The organism is Mesorhizobium sp. WSM4809, assembly GCF_055811655.1.
Genome location: NZ_JBVVQW010000004.1, coordinates 488,125 through 503,974 on the forward strand (window position 1 = coordinate 488,125; position 15,850 = coordinate 503,974).

Sequence of the window (15,850 nt, forward strand, 5' to 3'; positions counted from 1 at the left end):
GTCACAAGACCAGCGTGAGAGTGGACGCAACCAGCATCAAGGCGGCAATGCCGACGAACAGCGCATAGATACGCGGCCGGTCGAGCAGCAGCGCGTTTCCGGATATCCAGGCGGACGTGGCGCCGCCAAGCGCGAAGAGGAAGCCGTTGCGGTGCCCGAAGACCATCGATGCGGCCATCAGCCCTCCAATGATCAGCGCACCGAACACGATGATCACGGCAACGGCATATCTCTCGAAATCATTGCCGCTTCCCATGCTCGGGCCGATTGCGTTCAAGGTTGGCAGATCGTCCGGATCGAAAGGGTTCGTCGACCCGTATTCGTCTTGACCGGCAGGCTCTCGCATCATTCATTCTCCGTATAGCGGCAACAAACCATCAAGCCTTGCCGAGCGCAACCCGATCGCACTCCCTTCAATGCGTTTGGTACGGTCTTCTACACCTTCTGGCGACGACCGCCGCCGGTTTTTTGATTCGTTGCCTTTTCAGGCAATCCAATCCAGAGCGGCCTGCCCCGATGGCGGGTGTGGGACCATCCATCCTGGCATGCATTCGTGGAGGAAAAATGATGCGGGGCGCGGATTGAGTTTCGCGGGCCGTGATTTTTGGCGAGCGGGACGTCGCACGCCCACCGTGACGGTGCGAATCGTCTTGCCGCCATCCGGACGGAGGACAGGACCGCGTCGAATCGCGGCTCTGGACGCGCGTCGTCACAGGTTCATGCGGCGCGCTTCAGATCCTGCATGCCAGATCACTGCCAGCCGAGGCAGCCGAGCGGCATGCATCAGAACTTCATGCTGAGGCTGCCCTTGATGACGCGGCCTTCGCCATAGATGCAGCTGAGGTCGGCATTGCTGCCGGCCTCATAGCAGGTCGAATAGTAGGTCTTGTCGAACAGGTTGGAGACATTGAGCGCTGCCTGCCAGCCATTCTTCTTGTAGCGCAGTGCCGCGTCGACCAGCGTGTGGCCGGGCACGTTAACCGTGTTCGTATTGTCACCGAAGCTGGCGCCGATATAGCGCACGCCGGCGCCGACACTCAGGCCCTGGAGCACGCCGCTGCCAACCTCATAGTTGGCCCACAGCGATGCCTGGTGTTCCGGCACCCTGGCCGGGCGGTTATCGATGACGGCGGCGGCATCGCTGGTTATCTCCGCGTCGAGATAGGTGTAGGCCGCCGTCATGCTGAGGCCGGATGCCAGATCTGCGTTGGCCTCGATCTCCAGGCCGCGATGGCGGACTTCTCCAGTCTGGACCTGGTAGACGGGATTGGCTGCTGCCGTCGGCACATTGGTCTTGCGCAGGTCGAACAGCGAAGCGGTGATGAAGCCGGGGAAGAAGGTCGGCTCGTATTTCAAGCCGACTTCATACTGCTTGCCCAACGAGGGCAGCAGCGCGTCTCCGGACTGGGTCGGGCCGATATTGGTGGTGAAGGATTCGGCATAGCTGGCGTAGGGCGTCAGGCCGTTGTCGAAGAGATAGCCGATGCCGATATTGCCGGTGAAGGCATGGTCCTTCTGGTCGTAACTGCCTGCACCGTCGAGTCGGTTGAAATTGGTGTGGTCGATCCAGGCCTGCCGGCCGCCGATTGTCAGGACCCAGTGGTCGGCGATCTTGGACTGGTTTTGTGCATAGAGGCCGACCTGGCCGATCGTCTCCACGCGATCCGTAATGATGAGGCTCGGCGGCGTGACAGGGATCGAGTAGTCCGGGTTCTGGGTGTCCAGCGGCGGACCCGCCCCGTAGCCGTTGCGCCCGTCGACCGATTGTCTGCTGTAACCCAGACCGAACAACAGCTTATTTTCGACCACGCCGAAGTCAGCCTTGTACTCGGCCTGGTTGTCGACGTTGAACAGCCTTGCCGTCTCATCCACGGTGAACAGCGTGCGCTGCACCGTATGTTCGTCTGCGCCGATATATGGGCCGCCAAGCCACTCGCCAAAATAGAGCTGCCGGTAGTCGGTTTCCTGCTGCGAGTAGCGCAGGTTTTGCCGCACCGTCCAATGGTCGTCGAACTCATGGCTGAACTGGTAGCCGATCGAACCATGGTTGGCATCGAAGCGGTCGAAGTCGGGCGAGCCGGTGAAGAAATTGCGCGGCAGATTGCCATACTGCGCCGGCAGAAACTGATTCGTCGTCAGCCTGTCCCACTGGTAGTTGGCCAGGATGGTCAGCGAGGTCTGCGCATCCGGCTGCCACTTGAGCGCCGGCGCGACGAAGATGCGGTCGTTGCGGGAATAGTCGGTTTCGAGCGCGCCGTTGCGAACCAGGCCGGTCAGCCGGTAGGACCATACGCCGGCATCGTCGATCGGGCCGCCTATATCCAGCCCGGCCTCGACGGTGTTGAAGCTGCCATAGCTGAGGAAGCCGTCATAGATCGGCTTGTCCGTCGGCCGCTTGGTGACGGCATTGACCATGCCGCCAGCCTCGTTCTCGCCGTAGAGCACCGAGGATGGCCCCTTCAAGACTTCGATTCGCTCCAGCCCGTAGGGCTCGATCTTGAAGCCTGAGAAATCGATCACTTTCTGCGGCAGCCCGTCGCGATAGATCGCCGACGTGCAGAGGTCGAACCCACGAATCAGGCATTGGTCGAAGCGATCGTCGACGCCCCATGGCGAGATGGTAACGCCGGCGAGATAGGACAAGGCGTCCTCAAGCTGCCCTAGCTGGCGATCATCGAGCTGCTTGCGGGTCACCACCGAAATCGAGCGTGGAATTTCCTTCAGCGGCGTGTCGGTTTTCGAGCCGGTGGTGGTGTTTTTGGCGATGTAGCCGTCATCCGGTCCGACCGGGCTGTCGCTCTGTCCCTCGACATTGATCGGGTTGAGCTCGGTCGCGGCTTCCTGCGCAAGGGCCTGGGTGCAAAGCAGGGTCGAAAGCGATGCGACCACGAGGCCCCGGGTCCGGCTTCGCCGCCGCGCCGCACGATATGCACTCAACCGCATCTTGATACCCTCACTGCCCGCAATGCGCGCAGGACCGTTTCGCCTTGCGCCAATTTAAATTTGTTGACTCGGTTGGTCATCTTCAATGTTGACTATGGAAGTCATGTTTCATAGTCAACCGACCATCGGCTGCCGGCAGCCAGATTTTTGAATGCGTCGTTTTGGAGAAAACCCGTGCCTGAAATCCACGCCCAGCCGGCTTTCCGCACAGGCGCTGCGCGATGATGGCAGCCCTTGAATCCCACAGGGCCGACCGTCTCCGCGGTCGGATCACCCGGCGCGGCGCGCTGGGACTTTTCGTTCTGCCCTTTGCCGCAATTGCATCGCCATCTGCCACGGCGAAACCGTTGCGCATCGTCTGCCTGGATGACGGCCTGGCCGAGACCTTGCTCATGCTCGGTGTCAGCCCGGTTGCCATTGCCGGTCGCGACATCTGGGAGACCTGGGTGGTCGAACCGCCGCTGCCGCCTGAGATCGCCGATGTCGGAACGCTGCTCGAACCCAATCTCGAATTGCTGCAGCAACTCAGGCCCGACATCATCCTGTCCATGCCGTATCTCGACGGCATCAAGCCGCTGCTCGAACGCGTGGCGCCGGTGACGACGATCGGGCTCTATACCGAGGCCGGGCAGCCCTATCAGCGCGCGCTCGAGGCGACGCGCCAGCTTGCCAGGCTTGTCGGCAAGGAAAGCGAAGGCGAAGCGCTGATCGCGGCGACAGATGCGTATTTTTCGGAAGTCCGCCGGCAGCTGGCGCCGCTTTCGGCGCGGCCGATCTATGTCGTCAGCTTCATGGATCCGCGCAATGTGCGCGTCTACGGCAAGAAGAGTCTGTTTCAGGAGGTGTTCGATCGCATCGGGCTCGCCAACGCCTGGACGGCCGAGACCAATTATTGGGGGTTTTCGACCGTCGGTATCGACGGGCTGGCGACATCCAGCGACGCTCGCCTCGCCTATCTCGAACCCTTGCCCGAGGGCGCGGGCGGCACGCTGACCGAAAGTCGGGTCTGGAACGCCATGCCTTTCGTGCGCAACCGCTCGATCATGCGTCTTCCCGCCGTCCATATGTTCGGCGCCCTTCCGTCCGCCACCCGTTTTGCTCGGGTCCTGGCGTCTGCGATGACTGTGGAGGCCGCCCGTGGCTGAGGATGCTGCGGCCATTGCCCAAGGGGGGAAGCATGCGTCGGCCGGCCGGGCCTCCGCGTGGAGCTTTTTCAGGAATCAGCCGGTAGGCGCGATCCTGCTTTGCGCGGTGCTGCTCGCGGCAGCGTCAGCGGCAACCGTCTCAAACCTCACCGTGCAGCTACCATCGGCGCTCTGGCTCCAATCGCTCGCCGCCCCCGACATCGCCGACATGCGGCAGGTGCTCGTCCACTATGCTTTCCTGCCTCGGCTTGCCGTCAGCCTTCTGTGCGGTGCGGCGCTCGGGCTTGCCGGAACCGTCCTGCAGCAGGTTCTGCGCAACCCGCTTGCCTCGCCCGAAACGGTCGGCGTCTCGGCCGGCGCCTATCTGGCGCTGGCACTAGCAACGCTTCTGTCGCCGTCGCTGCTTGCCTTTGGCCGCGAATGGGTGGCGCTGGGCGGCGCATTCGTTGCCCTTGCCGCCGTCATAGCTCTGTCCTGGCACAAAGGCCTGTCACCGCTTTCGGTCGTGCTAGCGGGGCTTGTCGTCAGCCTTTATGCCGGCGCCATCGGTGCCGCTCTCATTGTGCTGCGGCATGAATGGCTGGCCAGCCTGTTCATCTGGGGCGCCGGTTCGCTCGGCCAGCAGGACTGGTCGACGACGCTGTGGCTGTTGCCGCGCATCGGCACTGCTGCGCTTGCGATCTTCTTCATGGTGCGGCCACTGACCTTGCTTGGCCTCGACGATGAAGGCGCGCGCAGTCTTGGCGTGCCGCTCGGCGCCTATCGCTTCGCCGGACTGGCGGCCGCCGTCGCGCTGATCGCGTTTGTCGTTGCCGCTGTCGGCGTCATCGGCTTCGTCGGCCTGGCCGCGGCGACGCTCGCGCGCATCGGCGGTGCCCGGCGGCTGGGCCAGCAACTGGTGATGGCGCCGCTGATCGGCGGGGCGCTGTTGTGGGCTGCCGACCAGGCCGTGCAGATCGCCACCGGGCCGCAAGGCGACCTGCTGCCGACCGGAGCGATTACAGCACTTCTCGGCGCGCCGCTGCTTCTCTGGCTGCTGCCGCGCCTTGCTCTGGGCTCGGAAGCCCCGACCTTGATGGCCGCGCGCCTGCCGCGCGCAAGCCGGCCCGGCCTTATGCTGACGGCGATCGGCCTGGCCTTGCTTTTGCTGCTCGGGCTGGCCCTGCTCTATGGACCGGGCCCGCATGGCTGGACCTTCGCCTTCGGCGACGAGCTGCAGCCTTTGCTGTCGTGGCGGTGGCCCCGCGTGCTTGCCGCGCTGAGCGCCGGGGCGATGCTGGCGCTTGCCGGGCTGATGATGCAGCGGCTGACCGGCAATCCGATGGCGAGCCCCGAAGTGCTTGGCATCAGCGCCGGTGCTGCGCTCGGCATGATGGTGGCGCTGTTTGCGCTCTCCGATGCCGGGCGCCCGGTTCAGACGGCGGCGGCAACCATCGGCGCCTTCGCCGCTTTGCTGGTGACGCTGGCGATCGGCCGTCGTGCCGCCTATGCGCCGGAGCGGCTGCTGCTCGCCGGCGTTGCTCTGACGGCCTTGTTCGACGCGCTGATCCTGGTGCTCACCGCCACCGGCGATCCGCGTGCCATGCTGCTGCTCAACTGGCTGACCGGTTCGACCTATGGCGTCGATGTCGGTGACGCCTTGCTCACCGGTGGCATCGCCGTCTGCCTCTTCGCGCTCGCGCCTTTCTTCATGCGTTGGCTCGACATCCTGCCGCTTGGCCCCGCCGCTGTGCAGGGCCTTGGCATTGACCTGAAGAGGACGCGGCTTCTCGTGCTGCTGGTGGTCGCGGCACTCACCGCAGCCTCGACCCTGATCGTCGGTCCGCTGACCTTCATCGGCCTGATCGCGCCGCACCTTGCCCGTCGCCTTGGCCTCTCCCGTGCGCTGCCGCAGGCCGTGGGCGCGGTGCTCGCCGGCGCGCTGATCATGGTCGCCGCCGATTGGGTGGGCCGCACCGCCATCTTCCCGCGCCAGGTCCCGGCCGGTCTCGTCGCCACACTGATCGACGGCCCGGTGCTGATGTGGCTGCTGCGCCGCCGCTGACCGTTTTGCCCTTGTGGAGATATCGATGCCCAAGTCGACGCCAGCTCTGATCGCCGACACCACGGTCCACGATCTTGTCCCGGCGCAGGTCGGCGCCCCCTGGCGGATATTCCTGCATGTGCCGTCCGGGCCGGTGCCAGAAGCCGGCTGGCCTGTGCTCTACATGACCGACGGCAACGCCGTCATCGGCACGGCGGTCGACGCCATGCGCGCGCAGGCCTTCTATCCAACGGGCAGCAATGTCGGCTGGGGCGTCATCGTCGCCATCGGCTATCCCGTCGAGGGCGCCTATGACCCGCTGCGCCGCTCATGGGATCTCGGCCCGCCGCCGGGCAAGACCTATCCGCCCTTCTATGAGGGCACGCCCGAAGTCCGGACCGGTGGGGCAGGGGAGTTCCTTGCCTTCATCGAGGACGAGTTGAAGCCGTGGGTCGCCAGTCGGATCACGGTCGACGCTAGCCGCCAGGCGCTTTACGGCCATTCTTTCGGTGGTCTGTTTGCGCTCTATGCCCTGTTCACGCGGCCGTCTGCCTTCCAGACCTGGATCGCGGCGAGCCCCGCCATCTATTGGGAAGAGCGTGCCATCGACCGCTTTCTCGAAACCTTCGAGGCCGCCATCCCCGCTGGTTTGGCGGCGACCGTGATCCTGTCGGCCGGCGAGTACGAGACCGAGAAGCTGGCGCCGTTCCAGATTGGCGCCGAGGACGAGGAAAAGCGCCTGCAGCAGAAGAAGATAACACGCACCGACGAATTCGCGCGGGCAATGGCGCAGCGGCTTGATGCTCTCCCGGGCGTGCGTGCGCGCTTCGAGCTGCACGCTGGCGAAAACCACATGTCGATCCTGCCGGTCACGGTCAATCGCGCGGTTCAGGCAGCGTTTGCGGTGAGGGCTTGCGACTAACGGCCTTCACCTCTCAACGCTGCAATGGCTTGTTCTCGTTGTGTGGCTGCGTCCGCGTCCATAGCGCCAAAACGCAGGGCACAGCGGAATTTTTCCCCGGGTGCGACGCGAACCAGGCGGCCTCTTTCCTTGGCCGCAAGATAGCCGTCTGGTTCGGCGGTGGCCGGCAGCACGAGGCCAAGCGCGTCCTGGTCGGCGCCGCGTGTGATCCAGCGGACGGCATAATTGAGCTCGTCGGGGCGAAAGCTGACGAAATCCGCAGTACGGTCCGGATGGACCTGCAAGGCGTGCGCCCAGCCCTGGGGGTCCGCCTTAGCCCTCATCGTCAGCACGAGTTCTGGGTCGATCGGCTCGCCCTTGGTCAGCAGGCGATGCCGCGAAGGATCGGCGACAACGGCATCGCGGTAGGCAAGGTAGCTTTCGCTCGGCGTGAAAAAGGGCGGCAGCGTCTGGCGCACGACAATGTCCGCGGAATCATCCGCTACGGTGTCGACCAGGCGCCCGCCATCGGCCGGTTTGAAATTGATGTGCGCCAGGTACATCAACTCCATGGCCGAGCGTTTCAGGTTCTCGATCACGATGTCGACGGCGAGGCTGCTGGCGTCGAGTTGCAGCCGTACGGTGGGCTCCATCACATAGTCATGGCTGAAAGCGACGGTCTGTCGACAGCGCCCCGTCAGCGCCATGAAAGGCCCTTCGGAATTGCTGCCGGCGATCAGTTGCACATCCTGATAAGGCGCATTGGGCAGGTCGCCGTGAAGCGGGTGGCGGTCATCCGAACCCGGATTTCCCATTGCGGTGGCGCCGCAGTGGATGAAGAACGCGCCGTAGTTGGAAAGATAGTCGCGGGTCGCGACCGGCTCATCGAACATCGAGCGCATGGTCAGGGAGCGGCCGAGGAAGGTCGCGTCCCAGATCTGCTGTCCTTGGAACGGCAGCATGACGATTTCGCCCTTCGCGTTGCTGATCCGAAGCCCGGCAACGCCGGATCGGTAGCGAAAGGCGGTGGCGACAAGCCCGCGATAACGCGCGACGATGGTTTCCGACGCGCCGAACTGCTCGGGCACGAGGTCGACGAAGACGTGATCGGAGTAGTCCAGATGCATTGTTTCGACCTCTATCCATCGCGAGCGTGCGTGCCGATAGTCGCAGGAAACATCTGGAAATCAACGGCAGCACGTCTCACAGCTTCTGCCAGGACGGCTGGTGGCAGAGTCTCTTCGCGCCCTCCTGGGAGAGCGCTCGAAACTGCAAGCTTGCCAGGCAATATCCCGCGATTGCCTATCCGCGAGCCGGCGGCAGCTCGAACAAAGTGGCGCCGTTCTCCCGGCCGCGCTCGACATAGCCGATAACGCCGAACCATCTTGCGACATCCGGCCCCTGGAGCCAGCTGCGCGAGTGGATGGCGAGGTTGCCGGCGAGCGCCTGGATGTGCTTGATATGCCGCTTGCAGAAGCGAACGGTCGCGGCACGGAAGAAGTCTTCCCGTGCGGCGAACAGCGTGTCGGCGGCGTCGCTGTTCTCATGCCAGGCGATAATTGCCACGGCCTTGTCGCCCTCGACAAGCGCGTGCGCGCGGCCCTCCTTCAAATTCATCATCAGATTGTCGTAGGCGATCTTGCTGTCCTTGCCGGCCGCCGCGTATTCGTCCGACATCCGCTTGGACAGACCGCGAAAGACATCCTCCAGATCCCCAAGCGTTGCTGCGCGTGCTCTCATTTCACCTCCTGCAGCCCCGGCAGGCAGTTTGCCCTAGGGTTGAGGGGTGGCCAAGCAAATTAAATCCGTCTGCGGGCTAATGTGCGCAAAGTGATTCCACTTGGCGATGCAGGCGGCGACGCGATGGGGTGTGTCCAGAACGGACCTTGGGAAAATGGTGCCCAGAGGCGGAATCCAAGCGACGGAAAACTCGCTCTGTTTCCAAATTGTTAGGCCTACGCTATAGCCGGGCTGGCCAACAAAAATACCAACAAAATATTTCTGTGGATTGGTTCGGTTCCTCGACACACTCTGTTCGCGCAATACCACGGTGTCCCAAACCTATCTCAAAAGGCCATTGCTGTCGTTACTCGAGTTGGGTCCATATAACCCCTCTCGATCGCATTGCATGTTGCCGTGGGAAAATCGCAGGTCCGCTGACTCCGATTTGCTGACCTCTGATCGCTCACCAATTCAAGATCGCGGAGAGGAGCATCTTTCGATTCGCGCCTGTCATTCTGAAAATATTGCTCTTTCACACTCCTACAGCATAATTGTTATGCGGCTACAAGGCGATCGGATGTGGCGGCGACAGGCACTCGGGAAGCACCTGCCGCTCGAGCTAGGCGCGACCCCGACTGTTGAACAGATCGGCATGCGGGCACTTCGCACGAGGTGCGCCGGCAGTAGCCCATGCACCTCGTTTTTTCAGACGTACTCGCGTTCAGAACTGCAAATTGGGCGGCGCGATGCCCAGCTGAAGAGAATTGCGTCGAAGTAATCTGAAGGCCGGCTCGAGGGCTCTCCGATGGCCGGAGCGCGAAGGGAGCTTTGCTGCGCCCATGCGGGTAGGTTCACACTCCGCGTGTTCGGCGGCATCCGACAATTGTGTCGGCTTTGTCGGTTTGACGACACAGCCTTGGTTGGCCGGCATCTTGGACGTTTTTGGCTAAGCCGCTGAAAACAAACGTATAATCCATTCCCCTTACACCGTCATATAGATTGGCACGAATTTTGCTAAATTTCGTCGATAGGGCGGGAGCAGCTTGCCAGGGAAGAGCGAAGAGATGGCTCGACAAAATTGAAGGACGGAGGATCACAGATTTGTTGCGAATGAATACGTTGCCCGCTGGCGGCCCTGCGTCTGCGGCTAGAGCCTCCGTGCGGTTGAAGATGCGGCGAGGGTTTACATGATTTGCTGGCGGGTCCAACAATGGGCGCTGCAGATGTGCATACGGTTGGCGAGCTACGTCCTGTTCGTGACGGCATTCTTCGTCAGCGCTATGACTGCGAACGGACAGGAGACCAGCCTTGTCGGCATTTACCAGGGTTCGGAGCTAACCGCGGCCGCCAACCATCTGGGGCAAGGCGGATACGAGCTGTCGGGTGGTACCAAAGTGTCTTTCGACAAGTGGTACCACAGCAGATGGATCGACATGCGATTTGAAATGTTGACGCAGCTGTCGGATGATTTCGGTCTCCTGTGGGGCGCGAGCACCGGCCAACGCGCCGAAAAGGTCCGAATCGACCCAGGTGTGAAACTCGGCTTTATTCTGCAAAAGCGACCGACGCCGTCCACGACGCTTTCTCTCACCGTCAGTTCGATTTTGGGCGGGAACCTGACGGAACGACCTTGCACGGCTGACTATGGCGCCCTCGGCGGCTTCCATACAGTGAATTGCCGTCTGGCCGCCTCGCAACTGCGGCCCTCGGACACGTTGAAATACATGACAAACCTCAAGCCAAGCCGATGGAAACTCGACCTTCGGTTCAGGGGTGAATTTTAGCGATGGTGAAAGGCAAGGCCGTAAATTTCATTGATGAAGAACAATCAGACAGGAAGTTGATTATGCACAAAACACAATTGTTCCCGGCAGGTTTCGTTGTCGGTCTTATAGCATGCCTGTTGGCTGCACCCGGTTTCGCAGGTGATCTCGATGCCGGTATCAGCCGCAAAGGAACGACCGGTAATCCAGCCGCGGAAAGCAGTAGCTCGGGCTGTCCACAAAATGCCGACGGCACATTCTGCTGGATGAGCCCAGACATTGGTGAAGCATGGACATCAGGCTTTATCGGTTCCGGCGTATCGATAAATGTCATAGATGATTTCAAGGAACAGCCATTTGATGCAGACCTCGGTCGCGGTACGCAGAGGCAGCGACATGGAGATTGGGTCGCTGAAATTGCCGGCATGGTCGCCCCTGGCGCAAACATATTCAAGTACGACTATCTCGAGGGGCCTTCGATCGGGCTGCAGGACGGCCTCAATATCATCAATGCGAGCTACCGCACTATAGAGCCACTGAGCCAGCATCCGCGCGAGCAGGCGATCGTCGATGCCGCCTGGGCGGGCACTGCCATCGTCGCAAAGAGTGCCGACAACCGCAGCAACGAGGTAGGTAGGCCGCATGAAGGGGATTTCGATGAGCTAACCCTCGGGCTGATCGGGGCGCCATCGGCAATCTTCGTGGGTGCGCTCGACCACAATGGCACTCCCGGGAACAAGACGCGGCTGGCCCGATACTCGAATTATCCCGGCTCAAACGCCGAGGTGCGGAACCAGTTCCTGACCGTGGGTGTCGAGGGTGACAACACTGGCCTATACGGCACGTCTTATGCGGCACCTGTGGTTGCAGGCTATGCCGCCATACTTGGCAGCAAGTTCACGTCTGCAACTCCGACACAGATTACTAATCAGTTGCTGGACACCGCTAGGACCGACACGCTCGTCAACTACAATCCGGCGACTTACGGCCGCGGCGAGGCCAGCCTTTCGAGGGCATTGGCACCCGTTTCGATCAGGTAGACGAGCACTTCGATCGAGCAACTGATTCTGTGAGGCGTTGAGAGCCACACAAATCGCCTCCCAGAATTCAGCAGCTGTGCCGTTGACCGATCCAATCATAAACAAGAGCCACTGCGTTTTTATCGAAGTCCGTTGCCGGTAAACAAGGCCGAATAGCGCTTTCCCATCTCATGTATGAAGGCAGAGCAATGTCCTTCCGCTCAATCACAGCCGCATCACCTTCTTCTCCTGCAGGGCCAGTTCTGACCAAGTAAGAGCGGAGCGCCGGCGGCACCTCTGCGTCATGGTCTTCCCAGCCTGGTGCTCGAACGGCGAGAGCGCCCGAACTCGAATGTGACATCCCTGGAAAGAGGCATCAAGCCGCAGCAGCTGGTGTCGGTCGAATATACCAAGGTTCTATCGGCGCCCTGTCGCGAGGTTTTCCGGGCGTGAATTTTCGATTGGGCGATGCGTTCGCGCTGAGTGGGGTCTTGGCGGAGCAGGGCGGGAGCAGTTCGACTGTGTCATAGGCAATACTAGCTTTCAGATGGAGCAGCGCAGAGCCTTGCTCGAGGATTTGCTGGCCCGCATCCTTGCTGGAAGACCCGTGATGCAAATCACCTAACGGTCCTCTGTCACCAGTGATCAAAACGCCGGACCGATAAAGTGTCTCACCATGATTTCGTCGTTCGCAACGTTCCGCCTGCACAGCTGTGGACCTACAGACCAGCACTCTTACGACGCAGGGAATAGGGGAGCTTTTCGCAAGTCACCGCTCGGATAGGGCGTCATGTATGGGACTAAAAATCTAGACCAGGATCGCCTCCCAGACTTGATCGGAGCGTTGGATGCGTTCGGCACGATCAGCTTTTCGGCCCCGAAGTCCTTCGATCCGGCAAGCGCATCGAAAACATGTTGCTTGGCTTGGCGCATGCTCGCTTCCAGCGACGCTCCAAGAGCAAGTGAGGCCGCGACTGCGCTGGCCATCATGCAACCCGTTCCGCGCATCTCACGCGGCCAGCGGGGCGCCTCGAACCGAACTGCAGGTTGGTTCGGCTGCCCAAGCACGTCGACGCAACGCGTTCCTTGTGCATGGCCGCCCTTGACCAGTACGGCGGCCCTCACCGTCCTCGATAGCTCTTGGGCCTGACGACAAGCCCCTTCTTCGTCCGCGATCGGTGCCGATCCGGTCAATCGAGCCAGCTCGACCAGGTTGGGTGTTACGAGCCGGCAGATCGGCATCAGATCACGAGTCAGCGCGTTGATGGCATCGGCCGCTTGCAAATCCTTCCGGGCAATCGGCCGGCGCGTAAAGGGGTCGACGAAGACCACCGACGGAGGTCGGAGGTCGTAATTGGAAAAGTCGATCTCGACGGCTGCACCGAGAATCTGTGGCTTTATCTTGGGCGGTGCGAAGATGAAGAAGGCCGTAGGAAAGCTCGCCTCGATCAGGAAACAACCCTGAGCCCGGTAAAGACCTGCCTGTGTTTGGAACCAGCCGAGCTGCCGATCGAACTTCGCTCGCGAGACCGCAGGGTCCACAGTTTGGATTTCAGGCACCTGCGACGCCCGCCTTCAGGCTGAGGAATAGGGTCACAATGTTCGCGAAACCGAAATCGCCAACTTTTTTCTCGACGTCGAGCAAGTTGCCGGCCTCGTCCTTGAATTCCCAATTCTCGGCCGGTTGGGCGACGTTCTGCGTGTTCTCAAGGGCTTTGGTACGAATGACGTGAAGCGGCTGGCTAGGATTGGCTTCGACTTGCGTGGGCTGGCCGTTCACCACCACCGTGATCGCGATCTTGCCTGGCCCGCCGCCGTGATTATCGCCCTTACCCGAATCCTTAGACATTGTTGTCCTACTCCTGTGGCTTGCCAACCCGCCCCCGAGCCCTTGTGCCCACTGCTAGTGAGACCGGCGGTCTTCAATCGTCCGCTCGGCGCCACGACCGCGGGTGCGCGAAAGACAGGGGGATAAGCCACCGAATCGGTACTACATTTCTTTATGTGTGACTTGAGCCGCAAGTAAATGGGCTGAAAATAGCTCTTCACAACTACAATCGATTAAAGCAATGCCAAAATATTGGCGGCATGCCTATTCATGTGCTCTTTCATCGCCTGCTCCACTGGCCGCGTGCAAAATTGGCCGACCCCGTGCAAGTCCGCCGGCCGGTATGATTCAGGTTCGATTGGGCGGGCGCTGTGACGGTTTGGCTGGGGCGGCTTCTGGCCGCTGCACAGTTGACGGAGGGTTTAATGACGCGGAGTAGAGTTGGTGATCCGAGTTCGGCCTCTTCGAAAGGTGTCTCGGAAGCAGGTCGCCGTGATCATCCGGGGACCGCGATGTCGAGACGAGAAGACGGAACTGTCCGGATTTGACGTGAGTGGCTACACCGAACCGTCGTCTAGGTGTTGCCCGCAGCGGTCTTAGCCGTCTAACTTGTTGCAATGAAAAGTGTAGGGTTAAACGGCTGATAATGCAACATTATCGTTCGTTATGGGTTGCCGACAGGTTGTGCGTTTTGGTGCAAAACTGATGGCGCAAAGCGCACAGCCACTTTATCCTCCAAAACCATGATTCGTCTCGATCCCGCGACCGCCAGCCCTAAAGCGCCGCCAGCTGTCCCGGCCTGGGCGCTCGCAAGCGCTGGCACCCTCAGCGACACCGACGCCGCCTTCCGGGCCGGCGCCGCCCTGGCGTCCCTGGACACATTGGCCCGCGCGCAGGCCAGCTGGGCCGGGGCCTGGCGGCAGCGGCTGGCGCTGAAATGCGCCGCAGCCAGCATGCGGCTGGTCGGCCGCGCCGAGGACGAAGCCGCCCTGCGCGACGCCTGGTACCTGCGCCCGGCCGGAGCCGATCCCGGTCCCGCCGGCGCCATCCTTGGCGGCTGGCGGCAGTTGGCTGTGCAGCCGCCCGCCACCAGCGCTGATCGACTCGAAAAGATCGTCGACCAGCTGGGGCTGCACTGGGACGTTACAGCGCTCGCCGACCTTTGCACGGAGATCGAGAAACTGGCGGGGTTGCAGCGGCCGGCGCCGTTCGCCGCCGCGGCGATTGCCGCTCACGTCGTCGCCGTACGCCCCAACTGCGAGCTTTTTGCCTGGTGGCTCGCCGATCTGGTGCTGGCGCACAGCCTGCGCTGGCCGCAGTCGCTGCCGCTGCTGATGGCTCAGGCCTTTGGTCCGGCTTTTCGCCCCGACGGCGGCGGCAAGCGCATTCGGCCGGGCGAAAAAGGGTTTGAGCGCGCGGTCTGTGTTGCGCTGGTTCAAGCGGCGGTGGAGTCCTGCCGGCTGGCCGCCGAGTTGTCGCGCCGTGCCGAAAGGCTCATCGCCATCGCACCGAAGCTCAGGGCAAAGGGGGCGGGCGATGTGATCCAAAGACTGCTCGACGACGACGCCGTTTCGGGCTCGCTGACGACCAAAAACCTGTCGCGTTTTGCGGCGCGGCGCTTGTTCGACCGGCTACTACAATTGGATGCCGTGCGCGAGCTCTCCGGCCGCACCGCTTTTCGGCTGTTTGGGCTGTAGCGATGAGCGAAGCGTCCGCCCGCCGCAAGCCGAACGAACAGCCTGTGCTGCTCGACACGGAACTGGACCACCTGCCGCCGGAGCTGCGCTGGCGCGAATGGATGGGCCGCGTCGAAGCGGTGATCTTTGCGGCAAATGAACCGGTGACACGTAGTGTCCTCGCGCGGGTGGTGGGAAGGAATTGCAATCTCGAGCTGATCATCGACGACATCCGCGCCGAACTCACCGGCCGCCCCTATGAACTGGTCGCGGTCGCCGGCGGCTGGCAGCACCGGACCAGAAAGGTTTTTGGCGACGCCATCCGCGCCGCCTTCGGCACGGCAGCGGGCGAGGGGGCAAAAGAGGCAAAGGAACTATCGCAGGCGGAGGCGCTGGTTTTGATGTGCATTGCCTATTTCCAGCCGATCACGCGTGGCGAGCTGTCGAGCTTTTTCGGCAAGGAGGTGTCGCGCGACTTGATCGGCGTGCTGCGCGCGCAGGAGCTGATCGCCTCGGGGCCGCGCAGCCCGCAGCCGGGCGCGCCCTATACCTATGTGACGACCAAAAATTTTCTGTCGCAGTTCGGGCTCGACACGCTGCGCCAGCTGCCGGACTTCGAGGCGCTCGAGGACGCAGGGCTGCTGTCGAAGGAGAAGCTGCTGGCCGGCGGTATTCCAGCCGATTTGGCTGACAGAGAGGGCGAGGACGATGTCGCTGAGGCCCGGGTGTCGTGAGCGAGCGTTGTCGCGTTGCGACCACAGAGACAGTCGATAACTCAGGACCAGGACGAATGGTCGCGCGGCAGCCGGTCATCGGGATCGTGAACCGCG

Annotated in this window: 13 protein-coding genes; 7 read left to right on the forward strand and 6 right to left on the reverse strand. The window is 62.0% G+C overall.

Annotated features, from left to right (window positions below):
- Nucleotide 1: 1 nt before the first annotated feature.
- Nucleotides 2-349 (reverse strand): hypothetical protein, encoded by a 348-nt coding sequence (locus AC0L24_RS13550; RefSeq protein ID WP_032808338.1) that lies wholly within the window; start codon nucleotides 347-349, stop codon nucleotides 2-4.
- Nucleotides 350-783: 434 nt separating this feature from the next.
- The gene (locus AC0L24_RS13555; protein WP_292681497.1) at nucleotides 784-2,889 is read right to left on the reverse strand and encodes a TonB-dependent siderophore receptor; all 2,106 of its coding nucleotides are present in this window, start codon (nucleotides 2,887-2,889) and stop codon (nucleotides 784-786) included.
- A gap of 401 nt (nucleotides 2,890-3,290) precedes the next feature.
- On the opposite strand from AC0L24_RS13555, the gene AC0L24_RS13560 reads away from it, so the two are divergent.
- From AC0L24_RS13560 to AC0L24_RS13570, 3 genes are read left to right on the forward strand one after another with little or no spacing between them, the layout of a single operon-like run.
- A complete protein-coding gene (locus AC0L24_RS13560) occupies nucleotides 3,291-4,088 on the forward strand; it encodes an ABC transporter substrate-binding protein (RefSeq protein WP_245486816.1) in 798 nt (265 codons plus the stop codon).
- On the forward strand, nucleotides 4,081-6,132 hold the full coding sequence (gene fhuB / locus AC0L24_RS13565) for a Fe(3+)-hydroxamate ABC transporter permease FhuB (protein WP_473563795.1): 2,052 nt from the start codon (nucleotides 4,081-4,083) through the stop codon (nucleotides 6,130-6,132). The genes AC0L24_RS13560 and fhuB overlap by 8 nt, the downstream gene beginning before the upstream one ends.
- 25 nt (nucleotides 6,133-6,157) lie before the next feature.
- The gene (locus AC0L24_RS13570; protein WP_127398639.1) at nucleotides 6,158-7,033 is read left to right on the forward strand and encodes an alpha/beta hydrolase; all 876 of its coding nucleotides are present in this window, start codon (nucleotides 6,158-6,160) and stop codon (nucleotides 7,031-7,033) included.
- On the opposite strand, the gene AC0L24_RS13575 is transcribed toward AC0L24_RS13570, so the two are convergent.
- Together AC0L24_RS13575 and AC0L24_RS13580 are read right to left on the reverse strand one after the other, a co-directional pair.
- On the reverse strand, nucleotides 7,030-8,139 hold the full coding sequence (locus AC0L24_RS13575) for a DUF4432 family protein (RefSeq protein WP_473563796.1): 1,110 nt from the start codon (nucleotides 8,137-8,139) through the stop codon (nucleotides 7,030-7,032). The two genes, AC0L24_RS13570 and AC0L24_RS13575, sit on opposite strands and share 4 nt — an antisense overlap.
- A 175-nt stretch (nucleotides 8,140-8,314) precedes the next feature.
- Entirely contained in the window at nucleotides 8,315-8,752 is a 438-nt protein-coding gene (locus tag AC0L24_RS13580; RefSeq protein WP_127396933.1) for a hypothetical protein, read from the reverse strand.
- Between the two features lie 1,217 nt (nucleotides 8,753-9,969).
- Here AC0L24_RS13580 and AC0L24_RS13585 point away from each other — a divergent pair.
- Nucleotides 9,970-10,518, forward strand: a complete 549-nt coding sequence (locus tag AC0L24_RS13585) for a hypothetical protein (protein WP_473563797.1) — start codon at nucleotides 9,970-9,972, stop codon at nucleotides 10,516-10,518.
- Nucleotides 10,519-10,520: 2 nt separating this feature from the next.
- Nucleotides 10,521-11,537: a S8/S53 family peptidase gene (locus tag AC0L24_RS13590; RefSeq protein ID WP_473563798.1), complete on the forward strand. Its 1,017-nt coding sequence runs from the start codon at nucleotides 10,521-10,523 to the stop codon at nucleotides 11,535-11,537.
- A 714-nt stretch (nucleotides 11,538-12,251) separates the two neighbouring features.
- Here the strand turns inward: AC0L24_RS13590 and AC0L24_RS13595 are convergent.
- Together AC0L24_RS13595 and AC0L24_RS13600 are read right to left on the reverse strand one after the other, a co-directional pair.
- Nucleotides 12,252-13,076, reverse strand: coding sequence for a PfkB family carbohydrate kinase (locus AC0L24_RS13595; protein ID WP_473563799.1), 825 nt, complete (start codon nucleotides 13,074-13,076; stop codon nucleotides 12,252-12,254).
- A complete protein-coding gene (locus AC0L24_RS13600; RefSeq protein WP_473563800.1) occupies nucleotides 13,069-13,365 on the reverse strand; it encodes a DUF2604 domain-containing protein in 297 nt (98 codons plus the stop codon). Before AC0L24_RS13600 ends, AC0L24_RS13595 begins: the two co-directional genes overlap by 8 nt.
- A 722-nt stretch (nucleotides 13,366-14,087) precedes the next feature.
- Between AC0L24_RS13600 and AC0L24_RS13605 the strand changes: the two genes are divergently transcribed.
- Together AC0L24_RS13605 and scpB are read left to right on the forward strand one after the other, a co-directional pair.
- Nucleotides 14,088-15,041 (forward strand): DUF1403 family protein, encoded by a 954-nt coding sequence (locus tag AC0L24_RS13605; protein WP_473563801.1) that lies wholly within the window; start codon nucleotides 14,088-14,090, stop codon nucleotides 15,039-15,041.
- A 2-nt stretch (nucleotides 15,042-15,043) separates the two neighbouring features.
- Nucleotides 15,044-15,754, forward strand: coding sequence for an SMC-Scp complex subunit ScpB (scpB, locus tag AC0L24_RS13610; protein WP_473563802.1), 711 nt, complete (start codon nucleotides 15,044-15,046; stop codon nucleotides 15,752-15,754).
- Nucleotides 15,755-15,850 lie beyond the last annotated feature (96 nt).

Bases quoted from the DNA above. Each gene is read 5' to 3' on its own strand.
- AC0L24_RS13550 (WP_032808338.1), bottom strand. From the start codon at position 349: ATGATGCGAGAGCCTGCCGGTCAAGACGAATACGGGTCGACGAACCCT.
- AC0L24_RS13570 (WP_127398639.1), top strand. From the start codon at position 6,158: ATGCCCAAGTCGACGCCAGCTCTGATCGCCGACACCACGGTCCACGAT.
- AC0L24_RS13575 (WP_473563796.1), bottom strand. From the start codon at position 8,139: ATGCATCTGGACTACTCCGATCACGTCTTCGTCGACCTCGTGCCCGAG.
- AC0L24_RS13580 (WP_127396933.1), bottom strand. From the start codon at position 8,752: ATGAGAGCACGCGCAGCAACGCTTGGGGATCTGGAGGATGTCTTTCGC.
- AC0L24_RS13590 (WP_473563798.1), top strand. From the start codon at position 10,521: ATGGTGAAAGGCAAGGCCGTAAATTTCATTGATGAAGAACAATCAGAC.
- AC0L24_RS13600 (WP_473563800.1), bottom strand. From the start codon at position 13,365: ATGTCTAAGGATTCGGGTAAGGGCGATAATCACGGCGGCGGGCCAGGC.
- AC0L24_RS13605 (WP_473563801.1), top strand. From the start codon at position 14,088: ATGATTCGTCTCGATCCCGCGACCGCCAGCCCTAAAGCGCCGCCAGCT.
- scpB (WP_473563802.1), top strand. From the start codon at position 15,044: ATGAGCGAAGCGTCCGCCCGCCGCAAGCCGAACGAACAGCCTGTGCTG.